The organism is Streptomyces sp. NPDC006602 (genome assembly GCF_042870385.1).
In the GTDB taxonomy this organism is placed as follows: Bacteria; Actinomycetota; Actinomycetes; order Streptomycetales; family Streptomycetaceae; genus Streptomyces.
The window spans coordinates 418,198-435,077 of the sequence record NZ_JBIAHG010000001.1 but is presented as its reverse complement, the minus strand read 5'-3'; the positions used below and the strand labels follow the sequence as shown (position 1 = coordinate 435,077).

The following is a 16,880-nucleotide window of genomic DNA, read 5'->3' as shown; positions in this document are numbered from 1 at the left end:
TTGTCACAGGCTCGCTCCCCCAGGAGTCACCGGAGGAGGCACCGCGGGGCTCACAGGGTCAGCTCCGGGTGCAGCCGGTCGAGCGTCCACACCTGCCGGCGGCGGGCCGACACGGCGGTCAGCGCGAGGGCGCCCGCGGTGAAGGCCACCAGCACGGCGCACGCCTGCCACACCGGGCCCAGGCCGCCGCCGGTGATGAGCCTTCTGAGGGCCTCGACGACGTAACTCATCGGCAGGAAGGGATGCAGGGCGTTGAAGAAGCCGGGACTGGTCTGCACGGGGTACGTGCCGCCCGCGGAGGTCAACTGGAGCATCAGCAGCGCGAGGACGAGGATCCGGCCCGCCGCCCCGAAGCGCGCGTTCAGCCACTGCACGATCGCCGCGAAGCACGCCGTCACCAGGAAGAGGAAGCCCACCGTCCCGGCCGTCCGCGCCATCTCCAGGCCGACCGCCCAGTGCAGCACCGACATCAGGGCAACCGTCTGCAGCACCCCGATCGCCACCACCGGCAGCCAGCCCGCCAGCGCGATCCGCCAGGCCGGGGCGCCCGCGGCGAGGGCACGCCGGTTCATCGGCGTGATCAGCATGTAGGCCACCATCGCGCCCACCCACAGGGACAGCGGTATGAAGTACGGGGCGAAGCCGGTGCCGTAGTTGGGCGCCTTGTGCAGGTCCTTGGAGATGAGCTTGACCGGGTCCGCCATCACCTCGGTGCGCTCGTCGCGGTCCCGCTTGTCGTAGTCGGGGATCTGCCCGGCGCCGTCGCGCAGCCCGTCGGAGAGCCGGCCCGAGCCGTCGACGAGCTTGTACATGCCGCCGTTCAGATCCTCGGCGCCCGCCTTGAGGTCGCCGACACCCTCGTCCAGGTCGGTGGCACCGGTCTCGGCCGTGCCGAGCCCCGTGTGCAGCTGCCTGGCACCCGCGGCGACCTTCCCGGCGCCGGCGTTCAGCTCGTTGATCTTCTTCGCGGCGTCGTCGAGATCCTCGGAGAGGTGCGGAGCGCGGACAGCGAGCGCCTGGGCCTGCTTCTGGAGGGTGCCGAGGTGGTTGTCGAGCTTCTTCAGGTAGCCGTTCTGGTCGGCGATCAGTGTGTTGACGTCGTCGGCGATCCTGGCCACGTCGGCGGCGGCCTCCTTGGCTTTCTTCAGGTCGGCGCAGGCCGCGTCCGGCAGTACGGCGTCCTCGCAGCGCGCCTTGTAGACGGCGTCCAGCGTGTCGGATGCCGTATGAGCCCCTTTCGCAGCCGTCGGGGCCGTCTTCACCAGCGTGTCGAGGTTGTGGCGGATCGCTGCCGCCGAGTCGGCGACGAGCCGGGCCGTGTCGCCGATGCTCTTCTCGTTGTCCTCGAGAAAGGGCCCGACCTTGTCCGCGACCCCGTTGACCTTGTCGGCGAGTGCCTGCGTGCCCTTGGCGACCTGCTGTGAGCCGTCCTCCAGATCGCCCGCGCCCTTGTCGAGCTTGGTCAGCCCCGTGGACAGCTTGCCGCTGCCCTTCTTTGCGTCGTCCAGACCGTCGGCCAGGTCCTTGGAGCCCTTCTCCGCCTTGCCGATGCCGCCTTCGAGATCGTCGGCCCCCTCGGCGGCCTTCACCGTCTCGCCGTGGATGTCCGAGAACGAGACGAAGATCCGATCCAGGAAGGACCGCGACGCCTTGGTGGACGCGGCCGTGCGCACCTCGCTGAACACCGTCCGCGAGATCTGCCCGACGATGTAGTTGTTCGCGTCGTTCGTACGGACCTGAAGCGCGCCCGTCTCGGGGGAGTCGCCCGAACTGGAGGCGATCCGCCGGCTGAAGTCGGCCGGCATGGTCAGCGACAGGTAATACGTGCCGTCCTCCACGCCCGCGCGTGCCTCGACGGCGCTCACCTCATGCCAGTCGAAGACCGCGCTCTCGCGCAGGCCCTCGGTGATGTCGTCGCCGGCCGCGAGCTTCTTCCCCTCGGCGCGCGCCCCCTTGTCGTCGTTCACGAGCGCCACGGGAATGCGGTCGAGGCGGCCGTAGGGGTCCCAGAACGACCACAGGTACAGGGCGCCGTACAACAGCGGCAGCACCAGCAGCGCGACCAGGGCTGCGCGCGGCAGCTTCCCCCTCCCGAAGCGGCGCAGCTCAAGCGCGGCGAGTTTCGGCGAGCGCATCGGCCTTCTCCTCCCCTTGGATCTCCTGCGACTGCCGGGTCTGCTGCGGCTGTCGACTCTCCTGCGACTGCCTGGTGGAGACCTTCACCGCCCCGTCGGGTGCTTCACTGCACACCGCCACGACCGTCGTCCCGGCCTCGGCGAGGGACCCGAGCAGCGCCCACACCTCGGCCCGTTCGGCCTCGGACAGCTTCAGATCGGTGTCGTCGAGACCCAGCAGACCCGGACGCCCGATCAGCGCCAGCGCGACGGACAGCCGCAACGCCTCCAGACGTTCCAGATCGCGTACGGCGGTCCGCGAGCCCTTGGGCAGGTCCTCGGGGTCGAGCCCTGCGGCCGCCAGCGCGGTGCCGATCCGCAGCTGCGCCTCGGTCGCGCGCTCGGCCCGCGGCCGCAGCACAGAGCGCAGCGAACTCCCGAACCGCCGCTGCAGCAACGCCCGTTCCCGCAGGTGCTCCCCGACGGTCAGGGCCGGGTCGAGGTCGGTGATCCCCGCGACGTTGGCCAGGGCGCTGACGCGGCGCACCGCTGCCGACTGTTTCGGCAGCACCGCCCCGCCCACGGCCGCCGTCCCCTCCGTCGCCTTCATCCGCCCGGTGAGGGCGAGCAGCACAGAGGTACGTCCCGACCCGGACGGCCCCTCGACGGTGATCAACGAGCCGGGCTCCGCCTCCACGCGGAGCCCGCGGAACGCCCAACCGCGTGGCCCCTTGAGCCCCAAGCCCTCGGCGGTGACACCGACTGCACCCACAGCTCCCCCTGTTTTTGAACTGACTGGTCAGTGCAAAAACTATCTCGAACCTACGATCGACGCAAAAGCCCAGGTCAGAACGGATTGTCAGTGGCATACCTCACGATGGGCACATACGGCACCCCGAATCGGGGCGATGCCGTCACACGACGACAGGAGGTTCGTCATGGCCAGCTACCACGCAGCCGCCGCCCGTCGGCGCCGCGCAACCGGCCCTGCCCCCTCACTGACCGGCCCGCCGAGCGACGTGCACCCCGTGCTCCGCCGGACAACCGCCCCACCGGCCGCCCTCGATCTGCTCGCCCAGGCCCGCGCCGGTCTCGACGAGGCCGCGACCCTGGAAACGTCGAACGAGCGCTATGCGACGGCTCACTTGGCCGCCCTGCGCACCGCCGCCGCCGTACTCGCCGCGCGAGGGCGCCCCGAGCCCACGCCCCGACGCCGGGCCCGCATCCGCAGCGCCTGGGAAGTGCTCCCCGAAATAGCGCCCGAGCTCGCCGAGTGGAGCGCGCTCTTCGCCGCCGGAGCCCGGCGCCGCGCCCGGGCGGAGGCGGGCATCCAGGGCGCGGCCAGCCGCCGGGACGCCGACGACCTGGTACGTGACGTGGCGATGTTCCTGCGCCTCGTCGAGCGCATGCTGGTGCTCCAGCCGGTCCTGCCCCAGCCACGCCAGGACGCGGACCAGCCGGAGGACCAGGACACCGCCGACCGCGACTTCCCGGACGCGGGCTGAGGGCCGGCCGGCTGTCTCCGGTGAACGTCTCGTCCCGCGGTCGGCGGTTGCGCGGGCCACCGGTGCGGCACAGTCGACAGACACCGGGTCCGCCGTGTGAGACGGCCCCGAGGGCGCGAGACCGCAGTGACCGGCCAGGGCACCGGAGGCAATAGGGTGGGAAGTGCCTGAAGCCTTCCCCCTTCCGCAGTCCGGGGCGGGGAGGCGCCCCGTTCACGCCGCCGTGTCAGAGGCGGTGCCGCGCCGAGGAGTCAACTGCCGTGCCGGAGCCGATGCGCCCGCCCGTCTCCCACCGCCGCCCTCACACGACGTCGCTACGCTCCGACCCCTCTCGACCCCGCGCCTCTCTCCGTACCGCCGTGGTCTGGGAGGTCCTGCAGGACGCTCTCGAGCGCCGGGTCAAGGCCACCGAGCGCCAGGCGCTGGACGTCCTCGACACCGGAGGCGGCAGCGGCAACTTCGCGGTGCCGGTCGCTCGTCTGGGCCACCGGGTCACCGTCGTCGACCCGAGCCCGAACGCGCTGTTCGCGCTGGAGCGCCGCGCCGCCGAAGCCGGTGTCGCCGACCGTGTGCAGGGCGTTCAGGGCGACGCCCACGGCCTCTTCGACGTGGTCGAGCGCGGTGGCTACGACGTGGTGCTGTGCCACGGCGTCCTGGAGTACGTGGACGACCCCGCCGAGGGCGTCCGCAACGCGGTGGCCGCGTTGCGGTCCGAGGGCGTGCTCAGCCTGCTCGCCGCCGGCCTGGGAGGCGCCGTGCTCGCGCGCGCCCTCGCCGGCCACTTCAAGGAGGCCAAGCAGGCCCTCGACGACCCGAACGGACGATGGGGCACAGGTGACCCGATGCCGCGCCGCTTCACCGCCGACCAGCTCACCGAGCTGGTCGAGGGCGCGGGCCTCACGGTCGGCGCCGTGCACGGCGTACGGATCTTCGCCGACCTCGTCCCCGGCGTGCTCGTCGACACCGAGCCCGGCGCGTCGGAGGCGCTGCTGAAGCTGGAGGCGGCGGCGGCCGAGCTGCCCGCCTTCCACTCCGTGGCCACGCAGCTACATGTGCTCGGTGAGACGCCGGGGGCCACCGAGAGCTGAGCCGCTCCGATGCTGTGCTGCTGATCAGGAACTTGCGTGCGCATGGAGTACGCCACAGGCCCCCCGATCGGGCGCTGTGCGCCGTATGATCGAGGGAGACCGCCCGGCATGACGGGTCGGCTCCTGGGGAATGGAAGCCTCAGCGGGCCGGGACGCTCATGGCGGATTCCGGTTGGCTAATTGGCGTAGAGGGGCGGGTTTCACGGGGGCGATTCCCTGCCTATCCTGAAGGGACCCCCGGGTCGCCCCGGCGACTGCACGATGAGGAGGACTCCGTGCCGCTCTCGGAGCACGAGCAGCGAATGCTCGAGCAGATGGAGCGAGCGCTGTACGCCGAAGATCCCAAGTTCGCGACAGCGCTCGAGGGAAGCGGGCTGCGTACGTACACCCGGCGACGGGTCTACCAGGCGGTCGCTGGCTTCCTCGTGGGTATCGCGCTCCTCATGGCCGGTATGGTCGCCAAGCAGGTCTGGCTCAGCGTGGTGGGCTTCCTGGTCATGCTGGGCTGTGCGGTGCTCGCGGTAACCGGCTGGCGCAAGGCTCCCAAGCCGGGCGAACAGCCTGCCGGTGGCCCGCAGCCCCGCGGTCAGGGACGGCAGCGGCGCTCCATGATGGACCGAATCGAGCAGCGCTGGCAGCGGCGCCGCGACGAACAACAGGGCCATTAGCCTCTACGAACACTCTCGCCTGTGCGTGAGGGGGTGACCACCACTCAGGTGGTCACCCCCTCACGCATGCCTTCGTTCGGACGACTGGCAATCGGCTGCCGGCACGACTGACGACCGGCGGCCTGGTACGAACTGGCATGAACCGGCGACCAGCTTCCGCATGACGGGCACACGGCTGTCGGCACAGAGCGCTGCGGGCCCCGGGCCGTGAAACGACCCGGGGCCCGGTTGTCCGCCAAACCCCCGACCGGCCTCAGCCCCGCTGACCCGATGGCCTGCGCAGGGTCGGACGGGCCGCCGCCGCGCGGGCCTTGACGCCCGTCCACGACTCCGACAGCGCCCAGACCACCCGCGCGGTGGAACGCGGGGCGACCACCGCGCGCAGCTTCGTACCCCGGCCCACGGTGCTCCGCAGTCCGCCGATCACCTGGCGGACGTCCTCCGCGAGTCCTGCCGTCGGGCGTGGCCGCGGCGCGTAGAGCACCTGCTCCACGGCGTCGGCCAGCCGGTGCACCGCGGCCACGGCCGACGGGTCGAGATGTCCGAGCCGGACGATTCTGGCGGCCGCCTTGCGCGGGGTCTGCGACTCGTCCGGCAGGATCCCGTGGTCCCACGCCGTGTCCGTCAGTTCCTGCCAGACCGCGAGGGTGTGCGCTGCCGCGTCCGCCTCGGAGCGTCCGTGCCCGCCCAGCCGTACGGCCCGGGTGCGCAGACGCCACAGCATCGGAGCCAAGGGGACCACCAGGACGGCGAGGCCCCCGAGCGCCCACAGCAGCGCCACCCACCACTTCGGGCCGTTGTCGCCGCCACCCAGCGCGGCCGCCGGGGACTCGCTCGCGCACGCCTCCAGCTTCTTCTGCTGGGCCGTGCAGCTCTCGCTCGTCGAGGGCGCCGCGGAGGGTGCCGTGGACGCCTCGCTGGACGGCAGCACCGAGTCCGGGAGCGAGTTGCCCGACGAGTCCGGCACCGTGTACGAGGGCACCGAACCACGGTTCGGGGTGGGCTCGAAACGGGTCCAGCCCACGCCCTCGAAGTACAGCTCGGGCCAGGCGTGGGCGTCCTTCAGCCCCACCGACACCGAACCGTCCGCCTGCGGGGACCCCGGCGCGAAGCCCACCGCGACCCGGGCCGGTATGCCCAGGGACCGGGCCATCGCCGCCATCGCGAAGGAGAAGTGGACGCAGAAGCCCTGCTTGTCCTTCAGGAAGCGGGCGATCGCCTGCGAGCCGCTGCCCACACTCACCTGGGTGTCGTACTCGAAGCCGCCGGTCACGGCGAAGTAGTCCTGGAGGGCGACCGCCTGCTCATAGGGGTTCTTGGCGTCCGCGGTGATCTGACGGGCGGTCTCGCGGACCACCTCCGGCAGGGAGTCCGGAAGGTCGGTGTACTCGCGTTCCAGGGCCGAGGGGGGCGGCGGTGCCGTGGCGAGCTGCTCCGCCGTCGGGCGCACGTCCAGGCTCTTCACCTCGTACGTCGCACCGCGCGTGGTCTGGCCCTTGTCGCCGACCAGCGTCATGCCCTCCGGCTCGTAGCGCCAGTTGCCGTTGATCCGCACGCCGCTGGGCGGGTACGGCATCGGCAGCCAGTTCTGCGCGTATCCGCGGGACGCCGAGACGGTGGTCTCGAGCTCCGCGCGCTTGACGTCAGGGCCGAGGCCGATGGGGGTCGGGAACTCGCCGTCCGGAACGGAGGTGATGGACCGCTTGGACGGCTTCCAGGTGGTGCCGTCGAAGTCGTCCAGGGACACGATCCGCAGGTAGAGGTTCGATACGTCCGTGTCTTCGTCGGTCTTCAGGGACAGGACCTGGCGGTCCTCGTCCACGTTCAGGCTGTCTCGCAGGGTCACCAGCGGGTTCACCGCGGAGATCGTGCCGCCGCCCCCGCTGCCGGAGCCCACGCCCGCCCCGGCGGCGTCCAGCAGGCCGCCGTTCATCGCGGGCAGGGCGAGCGGGACCACGAGGGCGACGCCCAGCGCGACCATGCCGATGCGGCGGCCGGTGCGGACCGGCGCCACCGGGCCGCCGGACTCCCCGCCCGGCGTGCGCGGCGCCCCGCCGAAGACCCGGCCCCACTGCGAGAGCCGCTCCCGCCCCTCGGCCAGGAGCAGCAGCAGATAGCCGGCCGCCGCGAGCAGGAACCACACCCAGTCGGCGCCGCCGTCGGACAGCCCCGCGGCGACGGAGTACAGCGCGAGCAGCGGCAGGCCGGCCGGGGCCGCGCTGCGGAAGGTCACCGCGAGCGTGTCCACCGCGAGCCCTATCACCAGCACCCCGCCGATGATCATCAGTCGGATACCGTCGGACGACAGCGGTGCCGGGATCGCGTACCGCGCGATGTCGTCGGTGCCCTGCCGCAGCAGGTCGGAGAAGTGCACGAAGGCGTCCGGCCCCGGGAACACCCCGAGGAACGCCTGCCCCCGGGCGAAGGTGAGAGTCAGCAGCACCAGTGTGACCAGAGCCTGCGCCGCCACGGTCAGCGGCCGGGCCAGCGGCACCCGCCGGGTCGCCGCACCCACGCCCGTCTGCACCCCAAGCAGGAACGCGGCCTGCAGGATCCAGGTGGCCGGCTCGACCAGCGGCAGCAGGGCGCACGCGGCCATCAGTGTGGCCGCCCAGGCGCACAGCGCCAGTCGTGCCCGCCCGCTCATGCCGGCCCCTCCCCGCCGCCCGCCGCACCGACACCCGTCCGGTCCCGGTCCGCCTGACGCCACAGCTCGTTCAGTGAAGCGCCCCGCGGCACGCTCAGTGCCGTCCAGCCCGCCTCGCGCAGCATCCGCAGCCGCTCCCCGCTCCTGTCCAACGGGCCGGGCACCGCGCTCGGTTCCCGTACCCATGTGTCGCTGTCCAGCAGGAAGGCGACCGCTCCGCCGCTGCGCTGCCGCATCTTGGCGGCCACCGCGGCCTGTTCCTCGTCCAGATCGCCGAAGAAGGCCACCAGCAGCCCCTCGCTCCCGCCGCGCAGCACGTCGTACGCCCTCGACAGGCCCGTGCCGTCCGAGTGGTCGATCACCGCGAGGGTGTCCATCATCAGCCCGGCCGCGTCCGCGGACTCCTGGCTCGCGCCCGCGAACCCGTCGGCGCCCTCGCCGGGCACCGAGTTGCCGGTGTCCGTCAGAAGCCGTACGGAAAAGCCGCGCTCGAGCATGTGCACCAGGGCGGAGGCGGTGCCCGCCACGGCCCACTCGAAGGCCGATTCGGGGCCCGCGCCCTGGAAGGCGAGGCCCCGGGTGTCGAGCAGCACCGTGCAGCGGGAGCGCTGGGGCTGCTCCTCGCGGCGCACCATCAGCTCGCCGTAGCGCGCGGTGGAGCGCCAGTGCACGCGGCGCAGGTCGTCGCCGTAGCGGTACCCGCGCGGGATGACGTCGTCATCGCCGGCCAGGGCGAGCGAGCGCAGCCGCCCGTCGCCGTAGCCCTTCGCCTCGCCGGTCAGCCGCACCGGCGGCAGCGGCTCCACGCGCGGGATCACCGTCAGGGTGTCGTACGTAGAGAAGGACCGCGTCAGCTCGCACATGCCGAAGGGGTCGGTCAGGCGCAGCTGCAGCGGGCCGAGCGGGTAGCGGCCGCGCAGGTCCGAGCGGACGCGGTAGGACACCTCGCGGCGGCCGCCCGGCTCCACCCGGTCGAGCACGAAGCGGGGGCGGGGGCCGAGGACGTAGGGCACCCGGTCCTGGAGCATCAGCAGGCCCGTGGGCAGCCGCGAGACGTTGTCCATCCGCAGATGCACGCGGGCCTCGCTGCCGGCGGGCACGCGCGCGGGGGACAGCCGACGGCTGCCGGCCACCCGGTAGCGCGTGCGGTAGAGCACGCCGGCGCAGATCAGCGGCAGTATCGCCAGCAGCAGTCCGACGCGCAGCAGGTCGCTCTGACCGAGGACGTACGCGCAGATGGCCGCGGCGATTCCGGCCGCGAAGAAGGAGCGGCCGCGGGTTGTCAGACCGGCCAGGGCCGTGCGCACACCGCCCTTGTCGCCCCGGTCGGGCTCCGCGTGCACGGTCCCCGCCGTGGTCATCACAGCCTCCGCGGCTGCTGCTGGCCGTAAGCCGTCGCGGGGCGGCCCAGACCGATGCCGCCCTGCTGAGGCGCCGCGGGCACCGGGGTGTGCTGCAGGATCTCCTGCACCACCTGCTCCGCCGTACGCCGGTTCAGCTGGGCCTGGGCGGTGGGCAGCAGCCGGTGGGCCAGGACCGCGACGGCGAGTGCCTGCACGTCGTCCGGCAGCGCGTACTCCCGGCCGGTGAGGGCGGCGGACGCCTTCGCCGCGCGCAGCAGGTGCAGCGTCGCGCGCGGGGAGGCGCCGAGTCTGAGGTCGGGGTGTGTGCGGGTGGCGGCGACCAGGTCCACCGCGTACCGCCGGACCGTGTCGGCGACGTGGACGCCGCGGACGGCGTCGATCAGCTTCACCACGTCGTGCGCGTGCGCCACCGGCTGGAGGTCGTCCAGGGGGCTCGCCCCACCGTGGATGTCGAGCATCTCCAGCTCGGCCTCCGCGCTCGGGTAGCCGATGGAGACGCGGGCCATGAAGCGGTCGCGCTGGGCCTCCGGCAGCGGGTAGGTGCCCTCCATCTCGACCGGATTCTGCGTCGCCACCACCATGAAGGGGCTGGGCAGCTCGTAGGTCTGCCCGTCGATGGTGACCTGCCGCTCCTCCATGGACTCCAGGAGGGCGGACTGCGTCTTCGGCGAGGCCCGGTTGATCTCGTCGCCGATCACGATCTGCGCGAAGATCGCACCCGGCTTGAACTCGAAGTCCCGGCGCTGCTGGTCCCAGATGGACACACCCGTGATGTCCGAGGGCAGCAGGTCGGGCGTGAACTGGATGCGCCGCACCGAACAGTCGATGGAGCGCGCCAACGCCTTGGCCAGCATGGTCTTGCCCACGCCGGGGACGTCTTCGATCAGAAGATGCCCCTCGGCGAGCAGTACGGTCAGCGAAAGCCGTACGACCTCGGGCTTGCCCTCGATCACACCCTCCACGGAACTGCGGACACGCTCCACAGTGGCGGTCAGATCAGTAAGGCTCGCTCGATCGTCATAGGTCGTCACCCGGCCCTCCTCGGCCCGTTCTTTCCGGGCCGACGCGCTCCATGCGTGACCGGCCCACCCCGAAACACGGACACCACGCGTGAAAGGTTCCGCGTGACGCCACAACCGCATTCTTGCTGCCGTTACCGTTTCGTGTCACTCGCCTGTGGACAACTGCCCGCACTATGTCGCGTCTTGCGGTGTTTTGGGCATCCTGAGGCCGGAAATCAACAGCGAATCGACAGTTGTGGCGGATGGTACGTGCCGTCTAGGTGGGGTCGATCTCGCGCAGCAGACCGGTCTTCACGTCGAAAACGAAGCCGCGGACATCGTCGGTGTGCAGCATGAAGGGCGAGGTGCGCACCCGCTGCATCGACTGCCGTACGTCCTGGTCGACGTCCCGGAAGGCCTCCACCGCCCAGGCGGGACGCTGGCCGACCTCCATCTCCAGGTCGGTGCGGAATTCCTCGGTGATCGCCTCCAGGCCGCAGCCGGTGTGGTGGATGAGGACGACGCTGCGTGTGCCGAGCTTGCGCTGGCTGATGGTGAGCGAGCGGATCACGTCGTCGGTGACGACACCACCGGCGTTGCGGATGGTGTGGCAGTCGCCGAGTTCGAGACCAAGGGCGTCGTGCAGGTCGAGACGCGCGTCCATGCAGGCCACGATGGCGACGCGCAGCACGGGACGGGCGTCCATCCCGGGGTCGGTGAACGCGGCCGCGTACCGCTCGTTGGCCTCCACGAGACGGTCGGTGACAGTGCCGCGGGCTATGGCGCCCTCGGGGGCTGTGGGAACCGAAGAAGTCGTCATACCCAAGACGGTACTGGTCACAGTGTTTCCGGTCCTGCCGTGAGAAGGGAAAAAGAGCGTTATCACGTGCTCACTGTGAGGTAACACACAGGAGTGAGGCGGATGCGTCCCCACGAGGGATTTCTCCAGGTTTGCCGCATCGTGGTCGCGCCGCAGCGCGACGCGCAGGCCGGTTGATTGACCGCGCGACACCGTGGACTAAAGTGACGCGAAGCGGGAGGCCAGGTCTTTCCGCGGCTGTTTTTCCCGGAGACTGCGGCGATATTCCGGAGATCTCCCCACGTGCGCGGCGCGTACGTACGGCTCGGCCTCCTCCCGTTCCCGGTCGGCTGACGCTTCCGGCGCCGGCAGGCCTCCCCTTCACGAGCGGGCGGGGACCCGGCGGTGCGTACGGCACCCGCGTCGGACCTGAGAGGGCCAGTTGAGCCAGAGTCGACACGTCCCGGTGATGCTCCAGCGGTGCCTGGACCTGTTGGCCCCCGCGCTTGAGGAGCGGCCGGGAGCGGTGGTCGTCGACTGCACCCTCGGTCTCGGCGGCCACAGCGAGGCCCTGCTGGCCCGGTTCCCACAAGCTCGGCTGGTCGCCCTGGACCGTGACAAGGAGGCGCTGCGCCTGTCCGGTGAGCGCCTCGCCCCGTACGGGGAGCGCGCCACCCTGGTGCACGCCGTGTACGACGAACTGCCCGAGGTGCTGGACCGGCTCGGCATCGCGCGCGTGCAGGGCGTTCTGTTCGACCTCGGTGTCTCCTCCATGCAGCTCGACGAGGCCGACCGAGGCTTCGCCTACGCGCAGGACGCCCCGCTCGACATGCGCATGGACCAGACGACCGGCGTGAGCGCCGCCGAGGTGCTGAACACCTACCCGCCCGGCGAGCTCGTCCGGATCCTCAGGGCGTACGGCGAGGAGAAGCAGGCCAAGCGGATCGTGTCCGCGATCGTGCGCGAGCGGGAGAAGGAGCCGTTCTCCAACAGCGCGCGGCTCGTGGAACTCATCCGGGACTCGCTGCCGCAGGCCGCCAAGCGCACCGGCGGCAATCCGGCCAAGCGCACCTTCCAGGCTCTGCGCATCGAGGTCAACGGCGAGCTCTCCGTCCTGGAGCGGGCGATCCCGGCCGCCGTGCAGGCCCTGGACGTCGGCGGACGCATCGCTGTCCTGTCGTACCACTCGCTGGAGGACCGGCTGGTCAAGCAGGTGTTCGCGGCCGGCGCCGCCACCACCGCGCCGCCCGGATTGCCCATCGTCCCCGAGCGCTACCAGCCCCGGCTCAAGCTGCTCACGCGCGGTGCCGAACTTCCCACCGAGGAAGAGGTCGCCGAGAACCGGCGGGCGGCACCGGCGCGACTGCGGGGGGCCGAGCGCATCAGGGAGTCCATCGAGTGAGGGGCGTGACGGCTGTGAGCGAGTGGGGGAACCGGACTCCGGGGGAGGGCGAGTGGGCAGGAAACCCCAGCTGAAGGGCAGGGCTGCCCGTCTCGCGCGGCTCTTCCCGGTATCGGCGGGCTCCGGTCAGGCGGCCCGCACCCCCTTCGTCCTCCTGGTCGTTCTGCTCCTCGGCGGCGGTCTCATCGGGCTGCTGGTGCTGAACTCGGCGCTCAGCGAAGGGTCCTTCAAGCTCGACGACCTCCAGAAGGAGACCAAGAGCCTCACCGACGAGGAACAGTCGCTCCAGCGGGACATCGACGCCTACTCCGCCCCCGAAGCCCTCCAGCGCCGCGCCCGCGAGCTCGGCATGGTGCCTGGCGGCGACCCGGCCTTCCTCGACCCCGACGGCACCGTCAAGGGCGTACCGAGCCCCGCCTCCGGTGCGGAGCAGGCCTCCGTGGACCTCCCCCTCGTCCTCGCCCCCGAGGCGATGGACACCGCGACCGCCCCGCCCCCGGCGACCGACACCACGGTCCCGACGGCTCCCACGGCCACCCCCACCGCACCGGAACCCGTCCAGCCGGCCGACCCCGCCCAGCCGACCGAAGCGCTCACGACCCCGACCCCGACCCCCGGCAGGTGACGGAAGTGTCCGACAGGGAACCGCCGCGCCGCCGCGTACCCGGGCCCGCCCACCCCGCGCGCCCCGCCCGGCCCGCCGCCCGGCGGCGCCCGGGTCCCGGCGCTCGCCCGGCCCGCCGCCCGGTGGCACCCCGCCCCGCCGCGCCCAAAGTGATCCGGCTGGGCAGCGCCAGACCCCGGCTGCGCATGGTCGGCCTCGCGCTGACCCTCGTACTGATCGCCTTCGTCGTACGACTGCTCCAGGTGCAGGCCGTCGACGCGAGCACGTACGCCGCCAAGGCCGAGCAGAACCGGTACGTCGGCTACACCCTGGCCGCCGAGCGCGGCGGAATCACCGACCGCGACGGCGTGGCCCTGGCGACCAGCGTGGACGCGTACAACATCACCGCGGACCCCACGCTGTTCAGCCGCGAGCAGCTGAAGATCGACGACGGGCCCGAGCAGGCGGCCGCCCTGCTGGCCCCGATCCTCGGCCAGGACCAGGACGCGATCGTCAAGAAGCTCAGGCCCGCCGACAAGAACCTCCGTTATGCCGTGCTCGCCAACCGCCAGACCCCGCAGGTCTGGAAGCAGATCAAGGACCTGAAGACGGCGCTGGCCACCAAGGCCGACACCGATCCGAGCACGGTCAACGTCCTCGCGGGCGTCCTCGCCGTGCCCACCAGCAAGCGCGTGTACCCGAACGGCGACCTCGCCGCCGGGATACTGGGCTGGGTCAACGCCGAGGGCAAGGGCGGCGGCGGGGTCGAGCAGCAGCTCAACGGCCTGCTCGCCGGCAAGGACGGCAAGATCCGCTACGCACAGTCCGGGGGCCGCCAGGTACCGACCGCGGGGTCCACCGAGACCCCTGCGGTGCCAGGCAGCGACGTCGAGCTCACCATCGACCGCGACATCCAGTGGGCCGCGCAGAACGCGATCACCGAGCAGGTCGAGAAGTCCAAGGCCGACCGCGGCTATGTGATCGTGCAGGACACCCGGACCGGCGAGATCCTCGCCATGGCCAACTCGCCCGGCTTCGACCCGAACGACCTGTCCACGGCCAGCTCGCTCAACATGGGCAACGCGGCACTCCAGGACGCGTACGAGCCCGGCTCCACCGCGAAGGTCATGTCGATGGCCGCCGTACTGGAGGAGAAGGTCGCCACACCCGCCACGCAGGTCGTCGTCCCCAACCGGCTGCACCGCGGCGACCGGCTCTTCAAGGACGACATCGACCACCCCACTTGGTACCTCACGCTCAACGGCGTGCTCGCCAAGTCCAGCAACATCGGCACCATCCTGGCCACCGGCCAGCTCGGCAAGACGCAGCCAGAGGCCAACCAGGTCCTCTACTCCTACCTGCGCAAGTTCGGCCTCGGCGGCTACACCGGGCTCGGCTTCCCCGGCGAGACGCCGGGCATTCTGGCCGCGCCCGACAAGTGGTCGACCTCGCAGCAGTACACGATTCCTTTCGGCCAGGGCGTGTCCATCAACGCGATGCAGGCGGCGTCCGTCTACTCGACCATCGCCAACGGCGGCGTACGCGTCGAACCCACGCTCGTGCGCGGCACGAAGGGCCCTGACGGACGCTTCACTCCCGCAGCGCAGCCGAAGGAGACAAGGGTGGTCAGCGCCCGGACCGCCAGGACCGTCGCTCGGATGCTGGAGTCCGTCGTGGACGACGTGGAGGGTACCGGTGCCAAGGCGCGCATCCCCGGCTACCGGGTCGCGGGCAAGACGGGCACGGCCAACCGTGTGGATCCGGCCACTGGCAAGTACAAGGGCTACACCTCGTCGTTCGCCGGATTCGCGCCCGCCGACAAGCCCCGCGTCACCGTCTACTGCGCGATCCAGAACGCCACCGAGGGCAGCTACTTCGGTGGCCAGATCTGCGGCCCCGTCTACAAGCAGGTGATGGAGTTCGCCCTGAAGACCCTCCAGGTACCGCCCACCGGGGCCAAGGCCGCGAACCTTCCGGTCACCTTCAAACCCTGACCAGCTCTGTTCAGCACGGAACCCTCAGGAACCAACTCGTGACAACGATCACCCCCGATTCCGGCAACCAGGGCGCCCCCGGCCCCTCCCTTCGCCCCGAGGCGGGTGAGCCCGGTACGCTCACCGCCGTGCCACACGCTGATCAGTCCCAAACCACCCAGAAGGGTGCACCCGTGACATATCCCGGGCCGCCCAGGCCGGTCCAGGTCTCCGCCACACCCCTCGCGGAGCTCGCCGATCAGCTGGGTGTCACCGCACCGGAGAGCGCCGCCGAGATCACCGGCATCACCCACGACTCGCGTGCCGTCCGCCCCGGTGACCTGTACGCCGCCCTCCCGGGCGCCCGCCTGCACGGCGCGGACTTCGTCACCCAGGCCACGGGCCTCGGCGCGGTCGCCGTGCTGACCGACCCGACCGGCGCCGAGCGCGCCGCGGCGGCCGGTCTTCCGGTCCTGGTCGTCGACGACCCGCGCGCGGAGATGGGCGAACTGGCGGCCACGATCTACGGCCACCCGGGCCCCGATCTGCTCCAGATCGGCATCACCGGCACCTCCGGAAAGACCACCACCGCCTACCTCGTCGAAGGCGGCCTGAAGACGGCCAGGTCCACCGGACTGATCGGCACGGTGGAGACGCGCATCGGCGACGAGCGCATCAAGTCCGAGCGCACCACCCCCGAAGCCACCGACCTCCAGGCCCTGTTCGCCGTCATGCGTGAGCGCGGCGTCGAGGCGGTCGCCATGGAGGTCTCCAGCCACGCGCTGGTTCTCGGCCGGGTCGACGGCTGCGTCTTCGACATCGGCGTCTTCACCAACCTCAGCCCGGAACACATGGAGTTCCACTCCGACATGGAGGACTACTTCCGGGCCAAGACGCAGCTGTTCACGCCGAAACGCAGCAGGCTCGGCGTCGTCAACTTCGACGACGAGTACGGGCGCAGGCTGGTCAAGGAGGCCACCGTCCCGGTCGTCACCTTCTCCGCCGAGGGTCACCCGGACGCCGACTGGCGCGCCGAGGACGTCCAGGTCGGCCCCACGGACTCGACGTTCACGGTGATCGGCCCCAAGGAGGAGCGGATCACCGCCAGGGCACCGCTCCCCGGGACCTTCAACGTGGCCAACACCCTCACCGCGATCGTCGCCCTCGCCGCCGCCGGCCTCGACCCGCAGACGGCCGCCGACGGCATCGCCGCCGTGCAGGGCGTGCCGGGCCGTCTGGAGCGGGTGGACGCGGGACAGCCGTACCTCGCGGTCGTCGACTACGCCCACAAGACGGACGCCGTCGAATCGGTCCTGCGCGCGCTGCGCAAGGTCACCGAGGGCCGGCTGCACGTCGTGCTCGGCTGCGGCGGCGACCGCGACAGGACCAAACGCATGCCGATGGGTGCCGCCGTGGCCCGGCTCGCCGACACGGCCGTACTGACCTCCGACAACCCCCGCTCCGAGGACCCCCTCGCGATCCTCGCCACCATGCTCCAGGGCGCGGCGTCCGTACCGGCGCACGAGCGCGGCGAGGTCCAGGTCTTCGAGGACCGGGCCGCCGCGATCGCCGCCGCCGTGTCCCGCGCACGGCCCGGAGACACCGTGCTGGTCGCGGGCAAGGGCCACGAGCAGGGCCAGGACATCGCCGGGGTGGTACGTCCCTTCGACGACCGCCAGGTGCTTCGCGAAGCTATCCAGAAGACCCAGGGATGA

13 protein-coding genes are annotated in these 16,880 nt (G+C 71.5%); 7 read left to right on the top strand and 6 right to left on the bottom strand.

Annotated elements, in window-relative coordinates; genetic code table 11:
* Positions 1-50 precede the first annotated feature (50 nt).
* Both ACFYO2_RS01975 and ACFYO2_RS01970 read right to left on the bottom strand, forming a co-directional pair.
* On the bottom strand, positions 51-2,135 hold the full coding sequence (locus ACFYO2_RS01975) for a YhgE/Pip family protein (RefSeq protein WP_388342695.1): 2,085 nt from the start codon (positions 2,133-2,135) through the stop codon (positions 51-53).
* Positions 2,107-2,886, bottom strand: coding sequence for an ATP-binding cassette domain-containing protein (locus ACFYO2_RS01970; RefSeq protein ID WP_388342692.1), 780 nt, complete (start codon positions 2,884-2,886; stop codon positions 2,107-2,109). The genes ACFYO2_RS01975 and ACFYO2_RS01970 overlap by 29 nt, the downstream gene beginning before the upstream one ends.
* 166 nt (positions 2,887-3,052) lie before the next feature.
* On the opposite strand from ACFYO2_RS01970, the gene ACFYO2_RS01965 reads away from it, so the two are divergent.
* The 3 genes from ACFYO2_RS01965 (at position 3,053) to ACFYO2_RS01955 (ending at position 5,375) form a co-directional block, all read left to right on the top strand.
* Positions 3,053-3,619: an SAV_6107 family HEPN domain-containing protein gene (locus ACFYO2_RS01965; protein ID WP_388342689.1), complete on the top strand. Its 567-nt coding sequence runs from the start codon at positions 3,053-3,055 to the stop codon at positions 3,617-3,619.
* 260 nt (positions 3,620-3,879) lie between these two features.
* A complete protein-coding gene (locus ACFYO2_RS01960; protein WP_388342687.1) occupies positions 3,880-4,707 on the top strand; it encodes a methyltransferase in 828 nt (275 codons plus the stop codon).
* Between the two features lie 275 nt (positions 4,708-4,982).
* Positions 4,983-5,375 (top strand): DUF3040 domain-containing protein, encoded by a 393-nt coding sequence (locus tag ACFYO2_RS01955; RefSeq protein WP_388342685.1) that lies wholly within the window; start codon positions 4,983-4,985, stop codon positions 5,373-5,375.
* 253 nt (positions 5,376-5,628) lie between these two features.
* Here ACFYO2_RS01955 and ACFYO2_RS01950 read toward each other — a convergent pair whose 3' ends face one another.
* The 4 genes from ACFYO2_RS01950 to ACFYO2_RS01935 form a co-directional block, all read right to left on the bottom strand.
* Positions 5,629-8,022, bottom strand: coding sequence for a DUF3488 and DUF4129 domain-containing transglutaminase family protein (locus tag ACFYO2_RS01950; RefSeq protein ID WP_388342683.1), 2,394 nt, complete (start codon positions 8,020-8,022; stop codon positions 5,629-5,631).
* The gene (locus ACFYO2_RS01945) at positions 8,019-9,383 is read right to left on the bottom strand and encodes a DUF58 domain-containing protein (RefSeq protein WP_388342681.1); all 1,365 of its coding nucleotides are present in this window, start codon (positions 9,381-9,383) and stop codon (positions 8,019-8,021) included. Before ACFYO2_RS01945 ends, ACFYO2_RS01950 begins: the two co-directional genes overlap by 4 nt.
* A complete protein-coding gene (locus tag ACFYO2_RS01940; protein WP_388342679.1) occupies positions 9,383-10,417 on the bottom strand; it encodes an AAA family ATPase in 1,035 nt (344 codons plus the stop codon). Before ACFYO2_RS01940 ends, ACFYO2_RS01945 begins: the two co-directional genes overlap by 1 nt.
* 247 nt (positions 10,418-10,664) lie before the next feature.
* Complete coding sequence (locus ACFYO2_RS01935; RefSeq protein ID WP_388342678.1) at positions 10,665-11,207, bottom strand: beta-class carbonic anhydrase; 543 nt, start codon at positions 11,205-11,207, stop codon at positions 10,665-10,667.
* A 421-nt stretch (positions 11,208-11,628) separates the two neighbouring features.
* Between ACFYO2_RS01935 and rsmH the strand changes: the two genes are divergently transcribed.
* From rsmH to ACFYO2_RS01915, 4 genes are all read left to right on the top strand, one after another.
* Entirely contained in the window at positions 11,629-12,588 is a 960-nt protein-coding gene (rsmH, locus tag ACFYO2_RS01930; RefSeq protein WP_388342676.1) for a 16S rRNA (cytosine(1402)-N(4))-methyltransferase RsmH, read from the top strand.
* Between the two features lie 52 nt (positions 12,589-12,640).
* Positions 12,641-13,213 carry a septum formation initiator family protein gene (locus tag ACFYO2_RS01925; RefSeq protein ID WP_388342674.1) on the top strand — a complete coding sequence of 191 codons (573 nt, stop codon included), beginning with the start codon at positions 12,641-12,643 and terminating at the stop codon, positions 13,211-13,213.
* A gap of 5 nt (positions 13,214-13,218) precedes the next feature.
* The gene (locus tag ACFYO2_RS01920; RefSeq protein ID WP_388342672.1) at positions 13,219-15,186 is read left to right on the top strand and encodes a peptidoglycan D,D-transpeptidase FtsI family protein; all 1,968 of its coding nucleotides are present in this window, start codon (positions 13,219-13,221) and stop codon (positions 15,184-15,186) included.
* A gap of 173 nt (positions 15,187-15,359) precedes the next feature.
* Entirely contained in the window at positions 15,360-16,880 is a 1,521-nt protein-coding gene (locus ACFYO2_RS01915; RefSeq protein ID WP_388342669.1) for a UDP-N-acetylmuramoyl-L-alanyl-D-glutamate--2,6-diaminopimelate ligase, read from the top strand.

Excerpts from the sequence above, each read along its gene's own strand:
- ACFYO2_RS01965 (WP_388342689.1), top strand. The coding sequence starts at position 3,053 with ATGGCCAGCTACCACGCAGCCGCCGCCCGTCGGCGCCGCGCAACCGGC.
- ACFYO2_RS01935 (WP_388342678.1), bottom strand. The coding sequence starts at position 11,207 with ATGACGACTTCTTCGGTTCCCACAGCCCCCGAGGGCGCCATAGCCCGC.
- ACFYO2_RS01950 (WP_388342683.1), bottom strand. The coding sequence starts at position 8,022 with ATGAGCGGGCGGGCACGACTGGCGCTGTGCGCCTGGGCGGCCACACTG.
- ACFYO2_RS01945 (WP_388342681.1), bottom strand. The coding sequence starts at position 9,383 with ATGACCACGGCGGGGACCGTGCACGCGGAGCCCGACCGGGGCGACAAG.
- ACFYO2_RS01975 (WP_388342695.1), bottom strand. The coding sequence starts at position 2,135 with ATGCGCTCGCCGAAACTCGCCGCGCTTGAGCTGCGCCGCTTCGGGAGG.